General features: G+C 61.6%; 17 protein-coding genes. 14 read left to right on the top strand and 3 right to left on the bottom strand.

Going from position 1 to position 17,614, the window contains the following annotated elements; all coding sequences use genetic code 11:
• Nucleotides 1-8 precede the first annotated feature (8 nt).
• From rpsE to ACBR42_RS03245, 14 genes are all read left to right on the top strand, one after another.
• A complete protein-coding gene (rpsE, locus tag ACBR42_RS03310) occupies nucleotides 9-587 on the top strand; it encodes a 30S ribosomal protein S5 (RefSeq protein ID WP_102323173.1) in 579 nt (192 codons plus the stop codon).
• A complete protein-coding gene (rpmD, locus tag ACBR42_RS03305) occupies nucleotides 580-768 on the top strand; it encodes a 50S ribosomal protein L30 (protein ID WP_371207273.1) in 189 nt (62 codons plus the stop codon). Before rpsE ends, rpmD begins: the two co-directional genes overlap by 8 nt.
• Nucleotide 769: 1 nt before the next feature.
• The gene (gene rplO, locus ACBR42_RS03300; RefSeq protein WP_110546565.1) at nucleotides 770-1,258 is read left to right on the top strand and encodes a 50S ribosomal protein L15; all 489 of its coding nucleotides are present in this window, start codon (nucleotides 770-772) and stop codon (nucleotides 1,256-1,258) included.
• Between the two features lie 158 nt (nucleotides 1,259-1,416).
• Nucleotides 1,417-2,766, top strand: coding sequence for a preprotein translocase subunit SecY (secY, locus tag ACBR42_RS03295; RefSeq protein WP_102323176.1), 1,350 nt, complete (start codon nucleotides 1,417-1,419; stop codon nucleotides 2,764-2,766).
• Nucleotides 2,763-3,422, top strand: a complete 660-nt coding sequence (locus tag ACBR42_RS03290) for an adenylate kinase (protein WP_371207272.1) — start codon at nucleotides 2,763-2,765, stop codon at nucleotides 3,420-3,422. The genes secY and ACBR42_RS03290 overlap by 4 nt, the downstream gene beginning before the upstream one ends.
• A 230-nt stretch (nucleotides 3,423-3,652) precedes the next feature.
• On the top strand, nucleotides 3,653-4,030 hold the full coding sequence (gene rpsM / locus ACBR42_RS03285) for a 30S ribosomal protein S13 (RefSeq protein WP_102323178.1): 378 nt from the start codon (nucleotides 3,653-3,655) through the stop codon (nucleotides 4,028-4,030).
• A gap of 78 nt (nucleotides 4,031-4,108) precedes the next feature.
• On the top strand, nucleotides 4,109-4,501 hold the full coding sequence (gene rpsK, locus ACBR42_RS03280) for a 30S ribosomal protein S11 (RefSeq protein WP_003621069.1): 393 nt from the start codon (nucleotides 4,109-4,111) through the stop codon (nucleotides 4,499-4,501).
• Nucleotides 4,502-4,622: 121 nt separating this feature from the next.
• A complete protein-coding gene (locus ACBR42_RS03275) occupies nucleotides 4,623-5,642 on the top strand; it encodes a DNA-directed RNA polymerase subunit alpha (RefSeq protein ID WP_007399646.1) in 1,020 nt (339 codons plus the stop codon).
• 33 nt (nucleotides 5,643-5,675) lie between these two features.
• Nucleotides 5,676-6,101: a 50S ribosomal protein L17 gene (gene rplQ / locus ACBR42_RS03270; RefSeq protein ID WP_102323179.1), complete on the top strand. Its 426-nt coding sequence runs from the start codon at nucleotides 5,676-5,678 to the stop codon at nucleotides 6,099-6,101.
• Nucleotides 6,102-6,269: 168 nt separating this feature from the next.
• Nucleotides 6,270-7,310, top strand: coding sequence for an ABC transporter substrate-binding protein (locus ACBR42_RS03265; protein ID WP_371207271.1), 1,041 nt, complete (start codon nucleotides 6,270-6,272; stop codon nucleotides 7,308-7,310).
• Nucleotides 7,307-8,071, top strand: a complete 765-nt coding sequence (locus ACBR42_RS03260) for an ABC transporter permease (protein ID WP_110546559.1) — start codon at nucleotides 7,307-7,309, stop codon at nucleotides 8,069-8,071. Before ACBR42_RS03265 ends, ACBR42_RS03260 begins: the two co-directional genes overlap by 4 nt.
• Entirely contained in the window at nucleotides 8,068-8,895 is an 828-nt protein-coding gene (locus tag ACBR42_RS03255; protein ID WP_110546557.1) for an ABC transporter ATP-binding protein, read from the top strand. The genes ACBR42_RS03260 and ACBR42_RS03255 overlap by 4 nt, the downstream gene beginning before the upstream one ends.
• A gap of 109 nt (nucleotides 8,896-9,004) precedes the next feature.
• On the top strand, nucleotides 9,005-9,262 hold the full coding sequence (locus ACBR42_RS03250) for a CsbD family protein (protein WP_102323182.1): 258 nt from the start codon (nucleotides 9,005-9,007) through the stop codon (nucleotides 9,260-9,262).
• Nucleotides 9,263-9,324: 62 nt separating this feature from the next.
• Nucleotides 9,325-9,504 (top strand): DUF1328 domain-containing protein, encoded by a 180-nt coding sequence (locus ACBR42_RS03245; RefSeq protein ID WP_102323183.1) that lies wholly within the window; start codon nucleotides 9,325-9,327, stop codon nucleotides 9,502-9,504.
• 58 nt (nucleotides 9,505-9,562) lie between these two features.
• On the opposite strand, the gene ACBR42_RS03240 is transcribed toward ACBR42_RS03245, so the two are convergent.
• From ACBR42_RS03240 to ACBR42_RS03230, 3 genes are read right to left on the bottom strand one after another with little or no spacing between them, the layout of a single operon-like run.
• A complete protein-coding gene (locus ACBR42_RS03240; RefSeq protein ID WP_371207270.1) occupies nucleotides 9,563-11,131 on the bottom strand; it encodes an efflux transporter outer membrane subunit in 1,569 nt (522 codons plus the stop codon).
• Nucleotides 11,132-11,136: 5 nt separating this feature from the next.
• Complete coding sequence (locus tag ACBR42_RS03235; protein WP_371207269.1) at nucleotides 11,137-14,433, bottom strand: efflux RND transporter permease subunit; 3,297 nt, start codon at nucleotides 14,431-14,433, stop codon at nucleotides 11,137-11,139.
• On the bottom strand, nucleotides 14,430-17,606 hold the full coding sequence (locus tag ACBR42_RS03230) for an efflux RND transporter permease subunit (RefSeq protein ID WP_118962944.1): 3,177 nt from the start codon (nucleotides 17,604-17,606) through the stop codon (nucleotides 14,430-14,432). Before ACBR42_RS03230 ends, ACBR42_RS03235 begins: the two co-directional genes overlap by 4 nt.
• Nucleotides 17,607-17,614 lie beyond the last annotated feature (8 nt).

Below are 17,614 nucleotides of genomic sequence, written 5' to 3'. Positions count from 1 at the left end.
CACGCATAATGGCACGTGAACCGAGAGACGGCGGCCGGGGTGGTCGCGATCGTGACCGCGAAGGTGACGATCTGGTCGACAAGCTGGTTACGATCAACCGCGTTGCGAAGGTTGTAAAGGGCGGTCGCCGCTTTGCATTCGCAGCTCTGGTTGTGGTGGGTGACCAGAAGGGTCGTGTAGGGTTCGGCGCGGGCAAGGCCCGTGAGGTTCCCGAAGCGATCCGTAAGGCAACCGACCGCGCGAAGCGTTCGATGATCCGCGTTCCGATGAAGGAAGGCCGCACGCTGCATCATGATGTGGCCGGTCACTTCGGGGCGGGCAAGGTTGTCCTGCGCTCTGCTGATGCAGGCACGGGCATCATTGCCGGTGGTCCGATGCGCGCCGTGTTCGAAAGTCTGGGTATCAATGACGTGGTGGCCAAGTCGCTTGGAACCCGGAACCCGCATAACATGGTGAAGGCGACTTTCGCCGCGCTGGAGCGTTGCGCCAGCCCGCGTTCGGTTGCCAACCGCCGTGGCAAGAAGGTTTCGGACATTCTGGGGCGTCGTGAGGCCGCTGTAGCGACGGAGGCCACGGCCGATGTCTGATACGAAGGCTACAGTCCGCGTCACCCAGATGCATTCCGGGAACGGTCGCAAGCCGGGCCAGCAGGCTACGCTGGTCGGTCTGGGTCTGAACAAGATCGGTCGTACACGTGAACTGGAGGATACCCCTTCGGTTCGCGGTATGATCCGCAAGGTGTCCCACCTGGTGAAGGTGGAGGATTGAGATGAACCTGAACGAATTACGTGACAACGAAGGCGCGCGTTATCGCAAGAAGCGCCTTGGTCGCGGCATCGGCTCTGGAAAGGGCAAGACATCCGGTAAGGGTGTCAAGGGTCAGAAGGCGCGTTCCGGCGTGTCGCTGAACGGTTTTGAAGGTGGTCAGCTGCCGATCTACCGTCGTCTGCCCAAGCGTGGATTCAAGAACATCTTCCGCAAGGAATATGCTGTCGTGAATCTGGGCGTGCTGGACAAGGCCATCACGGCTGGCAAGCTTGATGCCAAGTCGGTCGTGACGGAAGAAGTTCTGGCCGGTGCTGGCCTGATCGGCTCCGGGCGTTTCGCCGGTATCCGCCTTCTGGCGGATGGTGAACTGAACCATGCCGTGACGATCGAAGTTGCCGGGGCTTCGGCTGCTGCCGTCGCCGCAGTCGAGAAGGCTGGCGGCAAGGTGCAGGTCAAGGCGCAGAAGCAGCAGGCTCCTGCCGCGGAATGACCGGTTCGGGGTACAGGCCCGTTCTGTTCCCGAAGCATAATAAAAGCGATGCTGCTTGCACTCGGCGGGCGCATCGCTTTATTACTTTTTGCGGTTTTTTTTATCATGACAGCGTCCCGCTTCCGGCGGCGGCGCTGTTCTTGTGAAAGGATGGGCGCATGGCCTCCGCGGCCGAACAGTTGGCTGCCAATCTGAATTTCAGTTCCTTCGCCAACGCGACGGAACTGAAGAAGCGTATCTGGTTCACACTGGGCGCGCTGATCGTATACCGGATTGGCACCTATATCCCCGTTCCTGGCGTCGATGCGACGGTTATGGGGCAGCTTCTGGCCCGGCATCAGGGCGGTATTCTGGGTATGTTCGATATGTTTACCGGTGGTGCGCTGGGGCGCATGACCGTGTTTGCATTGAATATCATGCCCTATATCAGTGCCTCGATCATCGTCCAGCTCATGTCGGCGGCAATCCCTTCCCTTGAAGCGCTGAAAAAGGAAGGTGAGGGTGGTCGACGCAAGCTGAACGAATACACCCGTTACCTGACGGTGGTGATTGCGCTGTTCCAGGCCTATGGCATCGCGATCGGGCTGGAGAACATGCATACGGAGGCTGGTTCCGCCGTTGTCTCCCCCGGGCTTTTCTTCATCGTGTCGTGCGTGCTGACCCTTGTGGGCGGGACCATGTTCCTGATGTGGCTGGGTGAACAGATTACCTCCCGCGGGGTGGGTAACGGGATCTCGCTGATCATCTTTGCCGGTATCGTCGCTAATCTGCCCAATGCGTTGGCAAGCCTGTTCCAGCTTGGTTATACGGGCGCGCTTTCGCCGTTCTTCGTGCTGGTGTTCCTGGTGCTGGCGGCGATCACCATTGCCTTCATCGTGTTCATGGAACTCGCGCAGCGGCGGGTGATCATCCAGTACCCCAAGCGTCAGGTCGGTCAGCGGATGTTCGGTGGCGATTCGACCCATATGCCGCTGAAGGTGAATACGGCAGGATCGATTCCTCCGATTTTTGCGTCCTCGGTACTGCTGATTCCCGTGACCATCGCGGGATTCGTCAATAACAGTTCCATGCCAGGCTGGCTTTCCTTCCTTGGGCAGGAACTGGGGCAGGGGCAGCCGCTTTACATGCTGTTCTATGCGGCGATGATCGTGTTCTTCTCGTATTTCTATGCGGCGGTCACTTTCAACCCGCAGGAAACGGCGGAAAACCTGCGCAAGCAGGGCGGCTTCGTGCCGGGTATCCGTCCGGGGGCGAATACGGCCACATTCTTTGACCGGATCCTGACGCGCATCACGACGATCGGTGCACTGTATCTTGTCGCCGTCTGCCTGTTGCCGCAGATCCTGATCAGCCATTACAACGTGCCATTCTACTTTGGTGGCACCAGCCTGATCATCATTGTGACGGTGACGATCGATACGGTGACGCAGGTCCAGTCCCATCTGGTCGCGCATCAGTATCAGGGGCTTATGCGCCGGGGACGGGGCAGAAAGGGCAGAATGCGTTGAATATTATTTTTCTCGGGCCGCCGGGTGCCGGAAAGGGCACCCAGTCCAAGCGGCTGGAAGAACGGTACGGAATCGCCCAGATTTCGACAGGTGACATGCTGCGTGCGGAAGTTGCGGCCGGAAGCCCGCTGGGGCAGAAGGTCAAGACCATCATGGCGGAAGGCGGGCTGGTGCCCGATGACCTGATCATCGCCATGATTGAAAGCCGCATCCGGCAGCCCGACTGCGCCAGGGGCTTTATTCTGGATGGCTTCCCGCGCACCCGTGCGCAGGCGGAGGCACTGGACAGCATGCTGGCGCGTAGCGGGCGGCATATAGACGCCGTGCTACTGCTGGACGTGGATGAGGATGCTCTGGCCGACCGCATTGCCGGTCGTTACACCTGCGCCAGGTGCGGTGCAGGATATAATGACCTGTTCAAGCGGCCGAAGGTCGAAGGGACATGCGATGTGTGTGGTGGCCACGAGTTCATCCGCCGGGAAGATGACCGGCGCGAAACCGTGGCGGCGCGCCTGAAAACCTATCGGGAGCAGACCGCGCCGATCCTGCCTTATTACGAGGGGGAGAAGCGTCTGTACCGTGTGGATGGCATGGCCGATATTGATGCAGTGACCAAGGAAGTCTTCGCTGTCATCGATAGCATCACGAAAAAGTGATGTGAAATAATTGACTCGGATGGGGGCGCCGGTATATTGCGCGCCCTCAAGGTATGAGTGTCGTATGAGTCGGTCACGATGACATGACGGGTACGGCCTGAATGAATGATGATGGGGTTGGCCGGTTCTGAACCGGTATGTTCACGGCGCTCCTGCCACAAGGGCAGGTGGTGTGAAGCAGCCCTGCCTGAATGTTAGTGCCCCGAAGGGGCGGACGAGGAGTAAGTGGCGTGGCGCGTATTGCGGGCGTGAACATCCCAACCAACAAGCGGGTAACAATTGGCCTGCGTTATATCTATGGTATCGGGGCTACCAAGGCCCAGTCGATCTGCGATCAGCTGGCCATCCCGGCCGAGCGGCGCGTGAACGAACTGTCGGATGACGAGATCGGCAAGATCCGTGAACTGATCGACAGCGAGTACCGCGTTGAAGGTGATCTTCGTCGTGAAGTCGCGATGAACATCAAGCGCCTGATGGACCTTGGTTGCTATCGTGGTCTGCGTCATCGGCGTGGGCTGCCTGTCCATGGTCAGCGGACTCATACCAACGCCCGTACCCGCAAGGGTAAGGCCGTGGCTATCGCGGGCAAGAAGAAGGCAACCCGCTAATCAGCGGACTGCCCGGTATGTAGGCATGGGGCATTATCCGCCCCATGCACCGTTTGAACTGACAGGATCGAGAAAACTATGGCGAAAGCTGCGGCTCCGCGTATTCGCAAGAAAGAGCGGAAAAACATCATTTCCGGTGTGGCGCATGTGCTGTCCACATTCAACAACACCATGATCACCATCTCGGATGCGCAGGGCAATGCGATTGCCTGGTCTTCCGCTGGTGCCCAGGGCTTCAAGGGATCGCGCAAGTCCACGCCGTATGCGGCGCAGGTTGCGGCTGAGGACGCTGGCCGCAAGGCACGCGAACACGGCATGGAGACGCTGGAAATCGAGGTCTCCGGTCCGGGTTCGGGGCGTGAAAGCGCGCTGCGTGCCCTGCAGGCCGTCGGGTTCTCGATCACGGCCATCCGCGACATGACGCCGGTGCCGCATAACGGCTGCCGTCCGCGCAAGCGCCGTCGCGTCTGATCCGCATCAGTTGAGTCGTATTCCCCCGCATGCCGGGGGAAGATTGTCATTCCGGTATCTCCATGCGGGATACCATCTGTCGCTGTAACAGGCGGCAGATCAGTCTTGAAAGGCCATTACCTTGGTCCTCCAGAAAAACTGGCAATCCCTGATCAAGCCGGAAAAGCTGGAAGTCGAACCGGGGGCGGAACCTTCACGTATTGCAACAGTTGTTGCGGAGCCGCTGGAACGCGGTTTTGGCATGACGCTGGGCAATGCGATCCGTCGGGTTCTGCTGTCGTCCCTGCAGGGGGCTGCGGTTACGGCAATCCAGATTGACGGCGTGCTGCATGAATTCTCGTCGGTGGCGGGTGTTCGTGAAGACGTGACCGATATCGTCCTCAACATCAAGCAGCTTGCCCTGCGGATGCATGGTGAGGGTCCGAAGCGCATGGTGCTGACGGCCACGGGGCCGGGTGAAGTGCGTGCCGGCCAGATCCAGACGGGCCATGACATTGAAGTCATGAACCCCGACCTGGTTATCTGCACCCTTGATGAAGGGGTGAAGTTCGGGATGGAATTCACCGTGAACATGGGCAAGGGCTATGTTCCGGCAGCGGCGAACCGCCCGGAAGATGCGCCGATTGGCCTGATTCCGGTCGATGCCATCTATTCCCCCGTGCGTCGCGTGTCCTACAAGGTGGAGCAGACCCGCGTGGGTCAGGTCACCGACTATGACCGCCTGCTGCTGACGGTAGAGACGAATGGCGCGGTGACGCCTGAAGATGCCGTGGCACTTGCCGCGCGTATCCTGCAGGATCAGCTTCAGCTGTTCATCAACTTCGACGAACCCCGCACGGTGCGTACGGAAGAGCCGCAGGATGACCTGCCGTTCAACCGCAACCTGCTGCGTAAGGTTGACGAGCTTGAACTGTCGGTCCGTAGCGCGAACTGCCTGAAGAACGACAACATCGTCTATATCGGTGATCTGGTTCAGAAGACCGAGCAGGAGATGCTGCGCACCCCGAACTTCGGCCGCAAGTCGCTGAACGAGATCAAGGAAGTCCTGACCGCCATGGGACTTTCACTGGGTATGAATGTCCCGGCCTGGCCGCCGGAAAATATCGAAGATCTGGCAAAGAGGCTCGACGAGCCGTTCTGATCCTCCGAACCGGATAAAACAGGAAATTACATCATGCGTCACGGTGTTGCCGGCCGTAAGCTCGGCGTTACCTCGTCCCATCGACTGGCCATGTTTCGCAACATGGCTGTCGCCCTGATCAAGCACGAACAGATCACCACCACGCTGCCGAAGGCGAAAGAGCTGCGTCCGGTTGTGGAAAAGCTGATCACCCTTGGCAAGCGTGGCGATCTGCACGCCCGCCGCCTGGCTTTCGCCCAGCTGCGTGACGACAAGATCGTGTCCAAGCTGTTCGCGACGGTGGCCGAGCGCTACAAGACGCGGCAGGGTGGTTATACCCGCGTGCTGCGTGCCGGCATGCGCCACGGCGATGCGGCCGACATGGCCGTGATCGAACTGGTTGACCGCGACGTGTCCGCCAAAGGCCAGGACAGCGGCCCGCGCCCGGAAACGGCGCAGGAAGCAGACCTTGCTGCGTGAAGGATCTGATCCTTTCCAAAAAAGCCCGGCTTCGGTCGGGTTTTTTTTGTGCCTTTTTTCAATCTAACATTTTTTTATCGTGATATAGATATTCAATCGTATTTGTGTATATTTTAAAAGAATACCGAGATGCAGGATTTAACCAGCATTGCAGACAGGGCTTCCGCCATGACAGGATTTTTAGGGCGTGTGTTGCGCCGCAGCTTTTACGCTTTCACCGCCGTGGTTGGTCTGTGCAGTGCGACGCAGGCCGCGACCGTGCGGGTGGGCTATATTCCCGTTATCGGGTCGGCGCCACTTTTTGTCATGCAGGGCAAGAACTGGACGCGTGATGCGGGCATAGACATGCAGCTTGTGCGTTTCCAGTCAGGCCCGCAGGCCATTCAGGCACTGGTGTCGGGAAAGATCGATGCGTATGTGGCAGGGGTCCTGCCGCTACTTCAGGCGCGTGCCCATGGCGCAGATGTGAAGGTGGTGGCCAGTGCCGCGATTGAGGAACTGGAAGTCGTCTCGCGCGGTGCGCTGGCTGCCGGACTGCCCGAACAGCCGCAGGCCCTGACCGCGGAAGCTGTCCGTCAGCGCTTTGCCGATTTCGCCGCCAAGGCTGGCCACCCCCCAAAACTTGCCGCCCAGCCGCTCGGATCGGTGCCGGATACATTGCTGCGGTACTGGCTGAAGGTCCGCAACGGACTGGAACCAGCGCAGGCGGCTGACATCATCGGTATTGATATTGACGCCGCACAGCAGGCGTTTCTTGCGGGGGCGGTGGATGGCGCGATCCTGCGTGAACCTGCCCTGACCATTATCCGCCATCGTATGCCCGGCATGCGTGTTCTGGCGTCCGGTCATGACCTGATGCCCGGCCAGCCGGGGTCCGTACTGGCGATCCTGAATGAAAACGCGCCGGACCGTGCGGCATGGAAAACCGCGTTCATCACCAGCTTCGTCAAGGCCACGCATCTGCTGGCTACAGACCCCGAACAGGTTGAACCCTATGTGCAGCAGGCACTGGGGGGCGGGATGCTGCCCAAGGAAATCATTATCGAGGCGCTGAAGGCATCGGCAGCCGGTTACGTGTCCGATCCGGCCCGTATCGTGGATGCGGTCAGCCAGTTGCAGGATTTCGAGGTGCAGGCCGGACTGGTTCGCAAGGCCGAACCGGTTGATGCGCTGTTTGATCTGGAAAGTTACAGGCAGATCGCACAGTGACCCTGCGCCGTTCCGTTCTGCTACGGCCCCTGCTGGGGGCCGTAGGTCTTGTCGTGCTGTTTGGTGGCTGGGAGGCCGCGATCCGTCTGGGCTGGGTTCCCTTCGGCCTGCTGCCGGCACCTTCCAGCCTTGGGCCGGCATGGCTGGACGAACTGCGTAGCGGGGCGTGGATACAGGCCATCAGGGACAGCCTGACGCATTACCTCAGTGGCCTGCTGATCGGGTCTGTAACGGGGGCTGTGCTGGGGCTGCTCTGTGGTGCGGTGCCGCTACTGGATGGGCTGCTGTCGGGCGTAGTGCGCGTATTGCGGCCGATCCCGGGGCTGGCATGGGTGCCGTTCGCCATCCTGTGGTTCGGCCTCAATACGGCGGGGGCGACATTCGTTATCGCCATTTCGGTATTCTGGATCAATTTTTATGCAGCCTACGGGGCGGTGCAGGCAATTGACCCCGACCTGTATGAAGTGGCTGCTTCCTTCGGTCATGGCGGCTTCTGGGGACGGCTGCGGACGGTGGTGATCCCCGCTTCCGCCCCCGGCCTGCTGGCGGGGCTGCGCACGGGACTGGGGCAGGCATGGATGTCCGTCGTGGCGGCCGAACTGTTTGGCGTGCCGGGTATCGGCGCGCGGATGATGCAGGCATCCAGCCTGCTGGCGACCGATCTGGTGGTGGTCTATATGCTGACCATGGCGCTGCTTTACGCCGTGACCGATACGCTGTTCATGCTGGTGCGCAGGCGGTTGCTGGGCTGGCAGGGATGAGTGGCGGGGAAACAGGGAACAGGGCGGAAGCAGGCAACGTGACGGACAGCGTAGTAAGGCTGGAGAATATCGGGCTGTCGCATGACCATGGACGCAGCTTTATCCTGCGGCATGTGGACCTTGAGATCCGGCGTGGGGAATTCGTGGCCCTGCTCGGGCCATCAGGCGTGGGCAAGTCCACCCTGCTGCGGGTGATAATGGGACTGGTGCGCCCGACCGAGGGACAGGTCCATTTACACTCCACCCCCGTTGCGGCGCACAGACCGGCGGCCATGGTGTTTCAGGATGCCAAGCTCATGCCGTGGCGTAGCGTACGGCGCAATGTGGAACTGGGGCTTGAGGGGCTGGGGCTGAATGCGGCCCGGCGGCGTGAGCGCGCCATGGCGGCGCTGGAACTCGTGGGGCTGGGCGACAAGGCGGACAGATGGCCCCGCCAGCTTTCAGGCGGCCAGCGGCAGCGCGTGGGTGTCGCCCGTGCGCTGACGGTCGAACCGGACCTGCTGCTGATGGATGAACCCTTTGGCGCGCTGGATGCGATTACCCGCACCGGATTGCAGGAAGAACTACTGCGTATTCACGCCCGCACCCATGGCACCGTACTGTTCGTGACCCACGATCTGGATGAGGCGCTTATCCTTGCTGACCGGATCATTATCCTTGAGGGACATCCGGCGGGCCTGCGTGGGGATTTCCGCGTTGGTCCCCGCCCGCGCGACAATTCTGCGCCCGGCATGCGCGCCATGGCGGAGCGGATGCGCCAGCTTATCGCGGGGGAAGATGATCCCGGCGAGGTTGCGGCCTATTGGCAGGCATCCGAGATATGATAAGTCTGCCTGATCGCCTGGCCCGCCGCGTGCGGGCCTGACAGGCATTGGTAGCGGGAGCGGGGAGACACGCGCTGCCCCCGCGCAGTGGCAAAAGGGAATACAGAGCATGACGAATCCCTCCAATCTCGAAGCGCACCTGGAAGAAGGCGTCGGCCGCCTTCAGGACGGTCTGGATGGCTTTATCGGGGATTCCGGCACCCCGCTGTCAGGGCGCATGCATAATGCCGGTGGCATGGCGCAGCAGGGACTGGGCGAAATCTGCGATACCGTGCGCGATTTCACGGCGGACCGCCCGCTGGTGGCGTTGCTGGGCGCGTCCTTTCTGGGCTTTGTGGCCAGCCTGTTCATCCGGCGCCGGCGTTAAAACGCAACGGACCGGCTACCGGGGCGTTGTAACCCCATGACTGATTTGCGGGGAAGAAAGCCATGCTGAAACTGGCGCTGTTTTTTTTGATTGTTTCATTGGTTGCCGGTCTGTTCGGCTTTAGTGGCATTTCCGCCGTTTCGGCAGGAATGGCAAAAATTCTGTTCTTTATCGCCATTCTGGCATTCGTGATCGTGGCGCTCATCATCCTGTTTTCAGCCAAGTCGCTATTCAACAACTAGCCGCTGGCCCGAAACGGAAAACCCCCTGCATCATCCGGTGCAGGGGGTTTTTTCATGCCTACTGGTTGGTGTCTTTCTGGATGAAGGCCGGGAGGAAGGGATTATCCTTCTGGAGCGATTTCTTGCTCGGCAGGCGTGACGCATCCCAGCCGCCGCCAAGGGCCTGCACAAGACTGACACTGTCCACCATGCGCTGCTGCTGGATGCCCAGCAGGGTTTCGGCATCGCTCAGGGCCGAGTTTTCGTTGGTGATGACGGTCGTATAGATTTCGGTGCCAGCCTGGTACTGGTTAAGCGAGACTTCGACCGTGCGGTTGGCGAAATCCAGCGCCTTCTGCTGCTGTATGGCCTGCTGCGACAGGATGCGCAGGTTGGAAAGCTGGTCTTCCGTGTTCTGCAGCGCCGTCAGCACGGTCTGGCGATATGTGGCCACCGCGCTGTCATACTGGGCGTTGGCTTCATGCACGGCGGCGGTACGTGATCCGCCTTCAAACAGCACTTCCGTCGCCGATGCGCCAAGTGACCAGACACGGTTCATGGCCTGCATGAGGGAGGTCACGGGATCGCCGCCACTTTGTGAATAGCTGGCATTGATGGTGACGTCGGGAAAGAATGCGGCCATGTCCGCGCCAATCATGGCGTTGTATTCTTCCATGGTGCGTTCGGCGGACGCTATGTCCGGGCGGCGTTGCAGCAGGTCGGCGGGAACCGTGACAGGGATGGGCGGCACCGTGCGCGACAGTTCGGCGGGCGCGATCGAGACATCGGCAGGCGGCTTGCCAATCAGCACCGCAATCGCATGTTCGTACTGCGCGCGGTTGATGCCAGCCTGCACCAGCGATGCCCGGTTCTGTTCCAGCGTGGTACGCGCCTGCAGCACCGCCGTCGGGTCCGCCGTGCCCGCATCGAACTGGTTCTGCGTTATTTCGAGAGCCTGTTCATTGAAACGGACATAACGCTGCAACAGGTCGGTCAGGCTGTCCTGATAGCGCAGGTTGAAATAGGCCGTGGCCAGTTGTGCCTGATAGGACAGGGTTGCATTGGCCAGATCGGCTGCGCTGGCCTGTGCCGCCGTAACCTGTTCCTGCACCTGCCGGCGGATCTTGCCCCACAGGTCCAGATCCCAGCTTGCGCTCGGTCCGATGTCGTAGGTGTTGTACGTGCTGCCGGCCTTGGCGTAATTGCTGCCCGATGATGACAGCGATCCGGCGCCATGCCCGTTGCGGTTGAAGCCCAGACTGCCGCTTATGGTGGGGAAAAGCTGGGCGCGGACACTGTCGATCATCGCGCGGGCGTTACGGTAGCTGGCTTCGTACTGCTTGATGTTCTGGTTGGAAATCGCAACCTGCGATTCCAGCCCGTTCAGCACCGGGTCGTTATAGATGGTCCACCAGTCATGCTTGGGCAGCGCCGCCATCTGCGGCTGTGCCATTTCCCATCCCGTTTCGGGGCGCAGTTCCTTGAAACGGGGGGAAACGATCGCGGCGGGACGATGGTATTTCGGCCCCACCATGCAGCCGGTCAGCACGACCAGCGGCAAGGCGGCCAGCGCCAGACGACGTGCCCCGCGACGGGTGCGGGAGGGACGGATACCGGCTTGCGCGGGGGATGGCGGAAAGAAAGTCATCCGGTTCAGGAATCCTGCTGGGGGGAAAGACGATGGCGTCGGGACAGCCGCCCATACAGCCGGTTGAAACGCGTGCGGCACACTATCCCCAGATGGTCGAGGTAGAGATAGACAACCGGCGTTGTATAAAGTGTCAGCGCCTGACTGACGAGCAGCCCGCCCACAATCGCAATACCCAGCGGACGACGCAGTTCGGAACCGTAGCCGTGGCCGAAAATCAGCGGCAGCGCCCCAAGGGCGGCGGCAAAGGTGGTCATCATGATCGGGCGGAAGCGTAGCATGCAGGCGGTGCGGATGGCGTCCAGCGGGGTATGTCCCTCATCACGTTCGACGGTCAGGGCGAAGTCCACCAGCATGATCGCGTTTTTCTTGACGATGCCGATCAGCAGGATCACCCCGATCATGGCGATAAGGGAAAATTCCTCCCCAAAGACCTGAAGTGCGAGCAGCGCGCCAACCCCGGCCGAAGGCAGGGTGGACAGGATGGTCAGCGGGTGGACATAGCTTTCATACAGGATGCCCAGCGTCATGTACACCGCCGCCAGCGCCGCCAGGATCAGCAACGGTTCGTTATTGACCGATTTCTGGAACTGGGCGGCATTCCCCGCGAAACTGCCCTGAATGTTGGCGGGCATGTGCAGGCGCACCGTCTCCTCATTGATGATCTGCACTGCCTGACTGAGTGATACGCCATTGGCCAGATTGAACGAGATCGTGCTGGAGACGGACTGCCCCGAATGGTTGACGCTCAGTGCGGTCAGCGTGGGCTTGATGACGGAAACCAGCGTAAGCGGCACCATTTCCTCGGAATTGGTCGAGACGGCGGAACCCGTGGACGCGCTGTTGCCGCCCGCCAGCGTATTGGCGACCTGGTTGCGGAAGGACTGGGCGCTTAGCTGCGATGCCGTGGTGCCGGTGTCGGTGCGCACCCGGATGGTGTTCGACTGCGTGCCACCGCCCGCCGAACCGCCCGCGACACTGACCCAGACCTGCTTGAGCGTGGTCGGGTCCTGCCAGAAGCGCGGTTCGACTTCCATCACCACGCGATACTGGTTCAGCGCATTGTAGATGACCGAGGCCGAACGCTGGCCATAGGCATCATACAGGGTATTGGAAACAAGCTGAGGCGTGATGTTGAGGCGGCTGGACGTATCGCGGTCCACCATCACATCCAGCGCCGAACCGCCCTGCAATACATCCGATGAGATATCGGTCAGTTCATGATGCTTCTGCAGCATCGTGACCAGTTGTGGTGTCCATTCATACAGGTCGCGCGCGGAATCAGACTGGAGCGAATACTGGTATGCCGCGTTGCTCTGCCGTCCGCCCATGCGTAGCTGTCCGGGGGCGGAGGCATAGAACTGCGCCCCCACCATATGGCGCAGCCGCCGGGAAATACGGGCGATTGTCACCGCCGGTGGGTCGGAGCGTTCGGATTTGTCCTTCAGCACCACGAACAGGTTGGCCTGATTCGACGTGCCACGACCGCCCATGAAGCCCATGACGCGCGATACGTCCTTATCCGCCATGATCGCCTGCTGGACCGTCTGGATCTTGCCCTGCATGGCCTGGAACGAAATGGACTGGTCGCCCTGCAGATGTCCCATCAGCATGCCGGTATCGGAATCCGGGAACAGGCCCTTGGGCATCTTGATGAACAGCCCGACCATGATGGCGATGGTCAGCGGCAGGGACAGGATGGTCAGTCGCCGGTGCGTGATCGCCCATTCCAGCGACCGGGCATAGCCCTGCTGGGCATGCGCCAGCGCCTGTTCCAGCCACAGCCAGATGCGCCCGAAGCCGGTAGGGCTGGGGGCCGCTTCGTGCTGGCGCAGCAGGCGGGCCGTCATCATGGGGGTAAGCGAAAGCGACAGGAGCATGGAAATGACGATGGTGATCGACATCGTCATGGCGAATTCATGGAACAGGCGTCCCGCCACGCCGCTCAGCAGCAGGATCGGCAGGAACACCGCAATCAGCGATACGGTGATGGACAGCACCGTAAACGCCACTTCGCGCGTGCCCAGCAGTGTTGCCTGCAGGCGGTCCATGCCCGCTTCCATGTGGCGGCTTATGTTTTCCACCACCACGATCGCATCATCCACCACGAAGCCGGTCGAGACCGTCAGCGCCATGAGCGACAGGTTATCGAGCGAGTAGCCCATGAGCTTCATCGCGCCGAAGGTGGTGATGATGGACGTCGGCACAACGATTGCGGGAATGATGGTGATGCGTGGCGAGCGCAGGAACAGCAGCACAACCAGCACCACAAGCGCCACGGACAGGAACAGCGTGAACTGCGTATCCGCCAGCGCGGCGCGGATGGTGATGGACCGGTCCATAAGGTCACTCAGGTCCACATCACGGGGCAGGGCGGCGCGCAGGATGGGCAGCTTGGCGCGGATCTGGTCGTTGGTGTTGATGATATTGGCGCCAGCCTGCGCGAAGATGACGGCCAGAACCGCCGGGCCGCCATCCACGTAACCGGCATTGCGCACGTCTTCCACGCTGTCGCGCACATAGGCCACGTCCGCCAGCCGCACGGGGCGGCTGTCATGATAGGCCACGATCAGGTCACGATAGGCCTGTGCGTTATGGACCTGATCGTTGGTGGCCAGCACGAAGCGGCTGTCGCCCTGATCGACAAAACCTTTCGGCGTATGCGCGTTGGCCGAGGCGAGGGCCGCGCGGATATCCTCGAACCCGATGCCGAATTTATACAGCGCCAGCGGGTTCATCTCCACCCGCACCGCAGGCAGTGAACTGCCCCCGATCTCGACCTCGCCCACGCCCTGTATCTGCGAAAGATGCTGCTGCAGGACATTGGACGCCAGATCGTAAAGCTGGGGGGCGGTGCGCGTGCGTGATGTCAGCGCCAGGATCATCACCGGCGCGCCATTGGGGTTGGCCTTGAAGTAACTCGGGTTCTGCCGCAGCGAGGACGGCAGGTCGGCATGCGCGGCCTGCAGGGCGGCTTCCACATCGCGCGCGGCGCCGTTGATGTCGCGGGTCAGGGCGAACTGCAGGGTGATGCGTGCCTGATTGGCCGATGACTGCGATGTCATTTCCGTCAGGTCGGCAATCGCACCCAGATGCCGCTCCAGGGGGGCTGCGACGGAACTGGCGATTTCCTCCGGCGAGCCGCCAGCCTGCCGGGCCTGCACCTGTATGACCGGAAAGTCGACATTGGGCAGGTCCGCCACCGGCAGCGTAAGATAGCCGATCACCCCCCCCAGCAGCAGCGCCACCGTCAGCAGGACAGTGGCAACCGGCCTTCGTACGAAAAAGGAGAGGGGATTCATGCGGAGGCCTGCGGTCCGGGCAGGCCATCAGTGTCATTGCTACCGGCCCCGCCGAAGCGCCGCGTCAGTTTCTGGCTGATCCCGTCCATAAGCAGGTAGATCACCGGCGTCGTGAACAGCGTCAGCAACTGGCTGACCAGCAGCCCGCCCACAATGGCGATACCCAGCGGGCGGCGCAGTTCCGACCCGGTGCCGGTGCCCAGCATCATCGGCACCGCACCCAGCATGGCGGCCAGCGTGGTCATGAGGATGGGACGGAAACGCAGCATGGCGGCATGACGGATGGAATTGATGGACGACATGCCCTCAACCCGTTCGGCCTCCAGCGCGAAGTCGATCATCATGATGGCGTTTTTCTTGACAATGCCGATCAGCAGCACAAGCCCGATGATGCCCATGACATCCAGTCCCGAACCCGTAATCCACAGCGCCAGCAGCGCCCCGATCCCGGCGGAGGGCAGGGTGGACAGGATGGTGATGGGGTGGACGAAGCTTTCATACAGGATGCCCAGAACGATATAGACCGCCACCAGTGCCGCCAGAACCAGCCATGCCTCGTTGGAAAGCGAACTGCGGAATGCCGCCGCCGTGCCCTGGAACGAGGTCTGGAAGCTCGATGGCAGGTGGATGTCCTTCGCCGCGCGTTCGATCGCGTCCGTCGCATCACCCAGCGCATAGCCCGGCCGCACGTTGAACGAGACCGTGGTGGCCGGGAACTGCCCCACATGGGTAATCAGTAGCGGGGCCGTGTCCTGCGTTACGTGGGTAACGGTCGCCAGCGGCACCAGCCCCGATGTGGGCGAGCGCGTCGGGCCGGAGGTGCTCTCCCCCGCATTGCCACTGATGCCCGGCAGGTAGATCTGCGCCAGTGACGCCATGTCCTGCTGGAAGGCGGGATCGGCCTCCAGAATCACGCGGTACTGGTTGGACTGCGTGAAGATGGTCGAGATCTGGCGCTGGCCAAAACTGTCATACAGCACGTTGTCAATGGTCTGGGGCGTGATGGAGTACCGCGCCCCCGTGGTCCGGTCCAGATCGACATGCGCCACCAGCCCTTCGGCCTGCAGGTCGGAGGTGACATCCGACAGGGCCTTTTCCTGCTGAAGGCGGGCGATGAATTTGGGTACCCATGTCGTGAACTGGTTGTAATCGGGGTTTTCCAGCAGGAACTGGTACTGGGTCGCCGCGACCGACGTATCAAGGGAGAGATCCTGCACCGGCTGCACGAACAGTTCCGCCCCGGCTATGTCCGCCGTTTCGGCGCGCAGGCGGGTGGCGACTTCCTGCGCGGTGGCGCTGCGGCTGGCCTCGGGCTTGAGGTTGATGAGGAAACGCCCCTGATTGAGGGTGACGTTCTGCCCGTCCACCCCAACGAAGGACGACAGGCTGCTGACATCGGGATCGCTGAGGATACGTTCGGCCAGTTCCTGCTGGTGGCGTTTCATCGCGGTGAAGGACGTGGACTGCGCCATGACCGAAATGCCCTGGATCACGCCCGTATCCTGCACGGGAAAGAAGCCCTTGGGTATGACCACCGCCAGCACGCCGGTCAGCGCCAGTGTCGCGGCAAATACCGCCAGCGTCAGCCGCTGGTGGCGCAGCACCACGTCCAGCGCCCGCCCGTAGGCGGCGATGGTGCTGGTGGTCCAGCGTTCCACCGCCTGTGACCATGCGGGTTCGGTCCGTCTGTCAGCGCGTTCATGCAGCAGGCGCGCGCACATCATGGGCACCAGCGTAAGCGAGACCACGGCGGACAGGATGATGGTGACGGCCAGCGTCATGGCGAATTCGTGGAACAGGCGTCCCACCACATCGCCCATGAACAGGAGCGGGATCAGCACCGCGATGAGCGAGACGGTAAGCGAGATGATGGTGAACCCGATTTCGCCGGCCCCCTTCAGGGCCGCTTCCATGCGGCTGTCGCCCATTTCGATGTAGCGGGCAATGTTTTCGATCATGACGATGGCGTCATCCACCACGAAGCCGGTGGAAATGGTGAGCGCCATGAGCGAGAGATTATCGAGGGAGAAGCCGAACAGGTACATCACCGCCAGCGTGCCCACCAGCGACAGCGGCACCGACAGGCTGGGAATGAGTGTCGCGGGCACGTTGCGCAGGAAGACGAAAATCACGCCCACCACCAGCACAAGCGCCAGCCCCAGTTCGAATTCGACATCCGCCACCGATGCGCGGATGGTCGTGGTCCGGTCCGTAAGCGGCGTGATGGTGATGCCCGGCGGCAGCGACTGCTGCAGGCGCGGCAGGGCGTATTTGATGTTGTCCACCACCGAGATCACGTTGGCGCCCGGCTGGCGCTGCACGTTCATGATGAGGGCGGGGGTGCGGTTTGCCCATGCGGCCAGTTCGGTATTTTCCGGCCCGACCACCACGCTCGCCACGTCACGGATGCGCACCGGCCCGTTGTTCTGGTAGGCGATGACCTGATTGAGCAACTGCTCCGCGCCCGAAATCTGCCCGTCGATACGCAGCGTCGTCGCACGCCTGGGGCCGTCGAACGTGCCGGTGGGGGAATTGACGTTCACGTTGCCGATGGTCGTGCGCAGCGTATCAAGATCGACGCCGAAGGATGTCAGCTTGGGAATGTTGACCCGCACGCGCAGCGCCTTGCGGTTCCCGCCCGACAGCGTGACCAGCCCCACGCCCGAAATCTGGCTGATCTTTTCCGCAAGCCGCGTATCGACGTAATCCTCGACCTCGGTCAGCGGCATGGTCTGCGATGAAATGCCCAGCGTCATGACCGGCGTATCGGCAGGATTGACCTTGGCATAGACCGGCGGCGCGGGCAGGTCGGTCGGCAGCAGGGAATTGGCCTCGTTTATCGCGGCCTGCACTTCCTGCTCCGCGATGTCCATGGTCATGTCCAGACCGAAGCGCAGCGTAATGACCGACGCCCCGCCGGAGGAGCGTGAGGTCATCTGCTCAAGCCCCGACATTTCGCCCAGTTGCGTTTCCAGCGGCGCGGTAACGGATGTCGCCATCACGTCCGGGCTGGCGCCGGGATAGAAGGTCTGGACCGTGATGGTGGGGTATTCAACTTCCGGCAGCGCGGAAACCGGCAGGAAATGGTAACCCAGCAGCCCCGCCAGCAGGATGGCCAGCATGAGCAGCGTGGTGGCGACCGGGCGGCGGATAAACAGGCGGGACGGATTCACGCGGCAAT

Source organism: Komagataeibacter sp. SM21 (assembly GCF_041402665.1).
In the GTDB taxonomy this organism is placed as follows: Bacteria; Pseudomonadota; Alphaproteobacteria; order Acetobacterales; family Acetobacteraceae; genus Komagataeibacter; species Komagataeibacter saccharivorans.
This window is presented reverse-complemented; position numbering and strand designations above follow the sequence as displayed.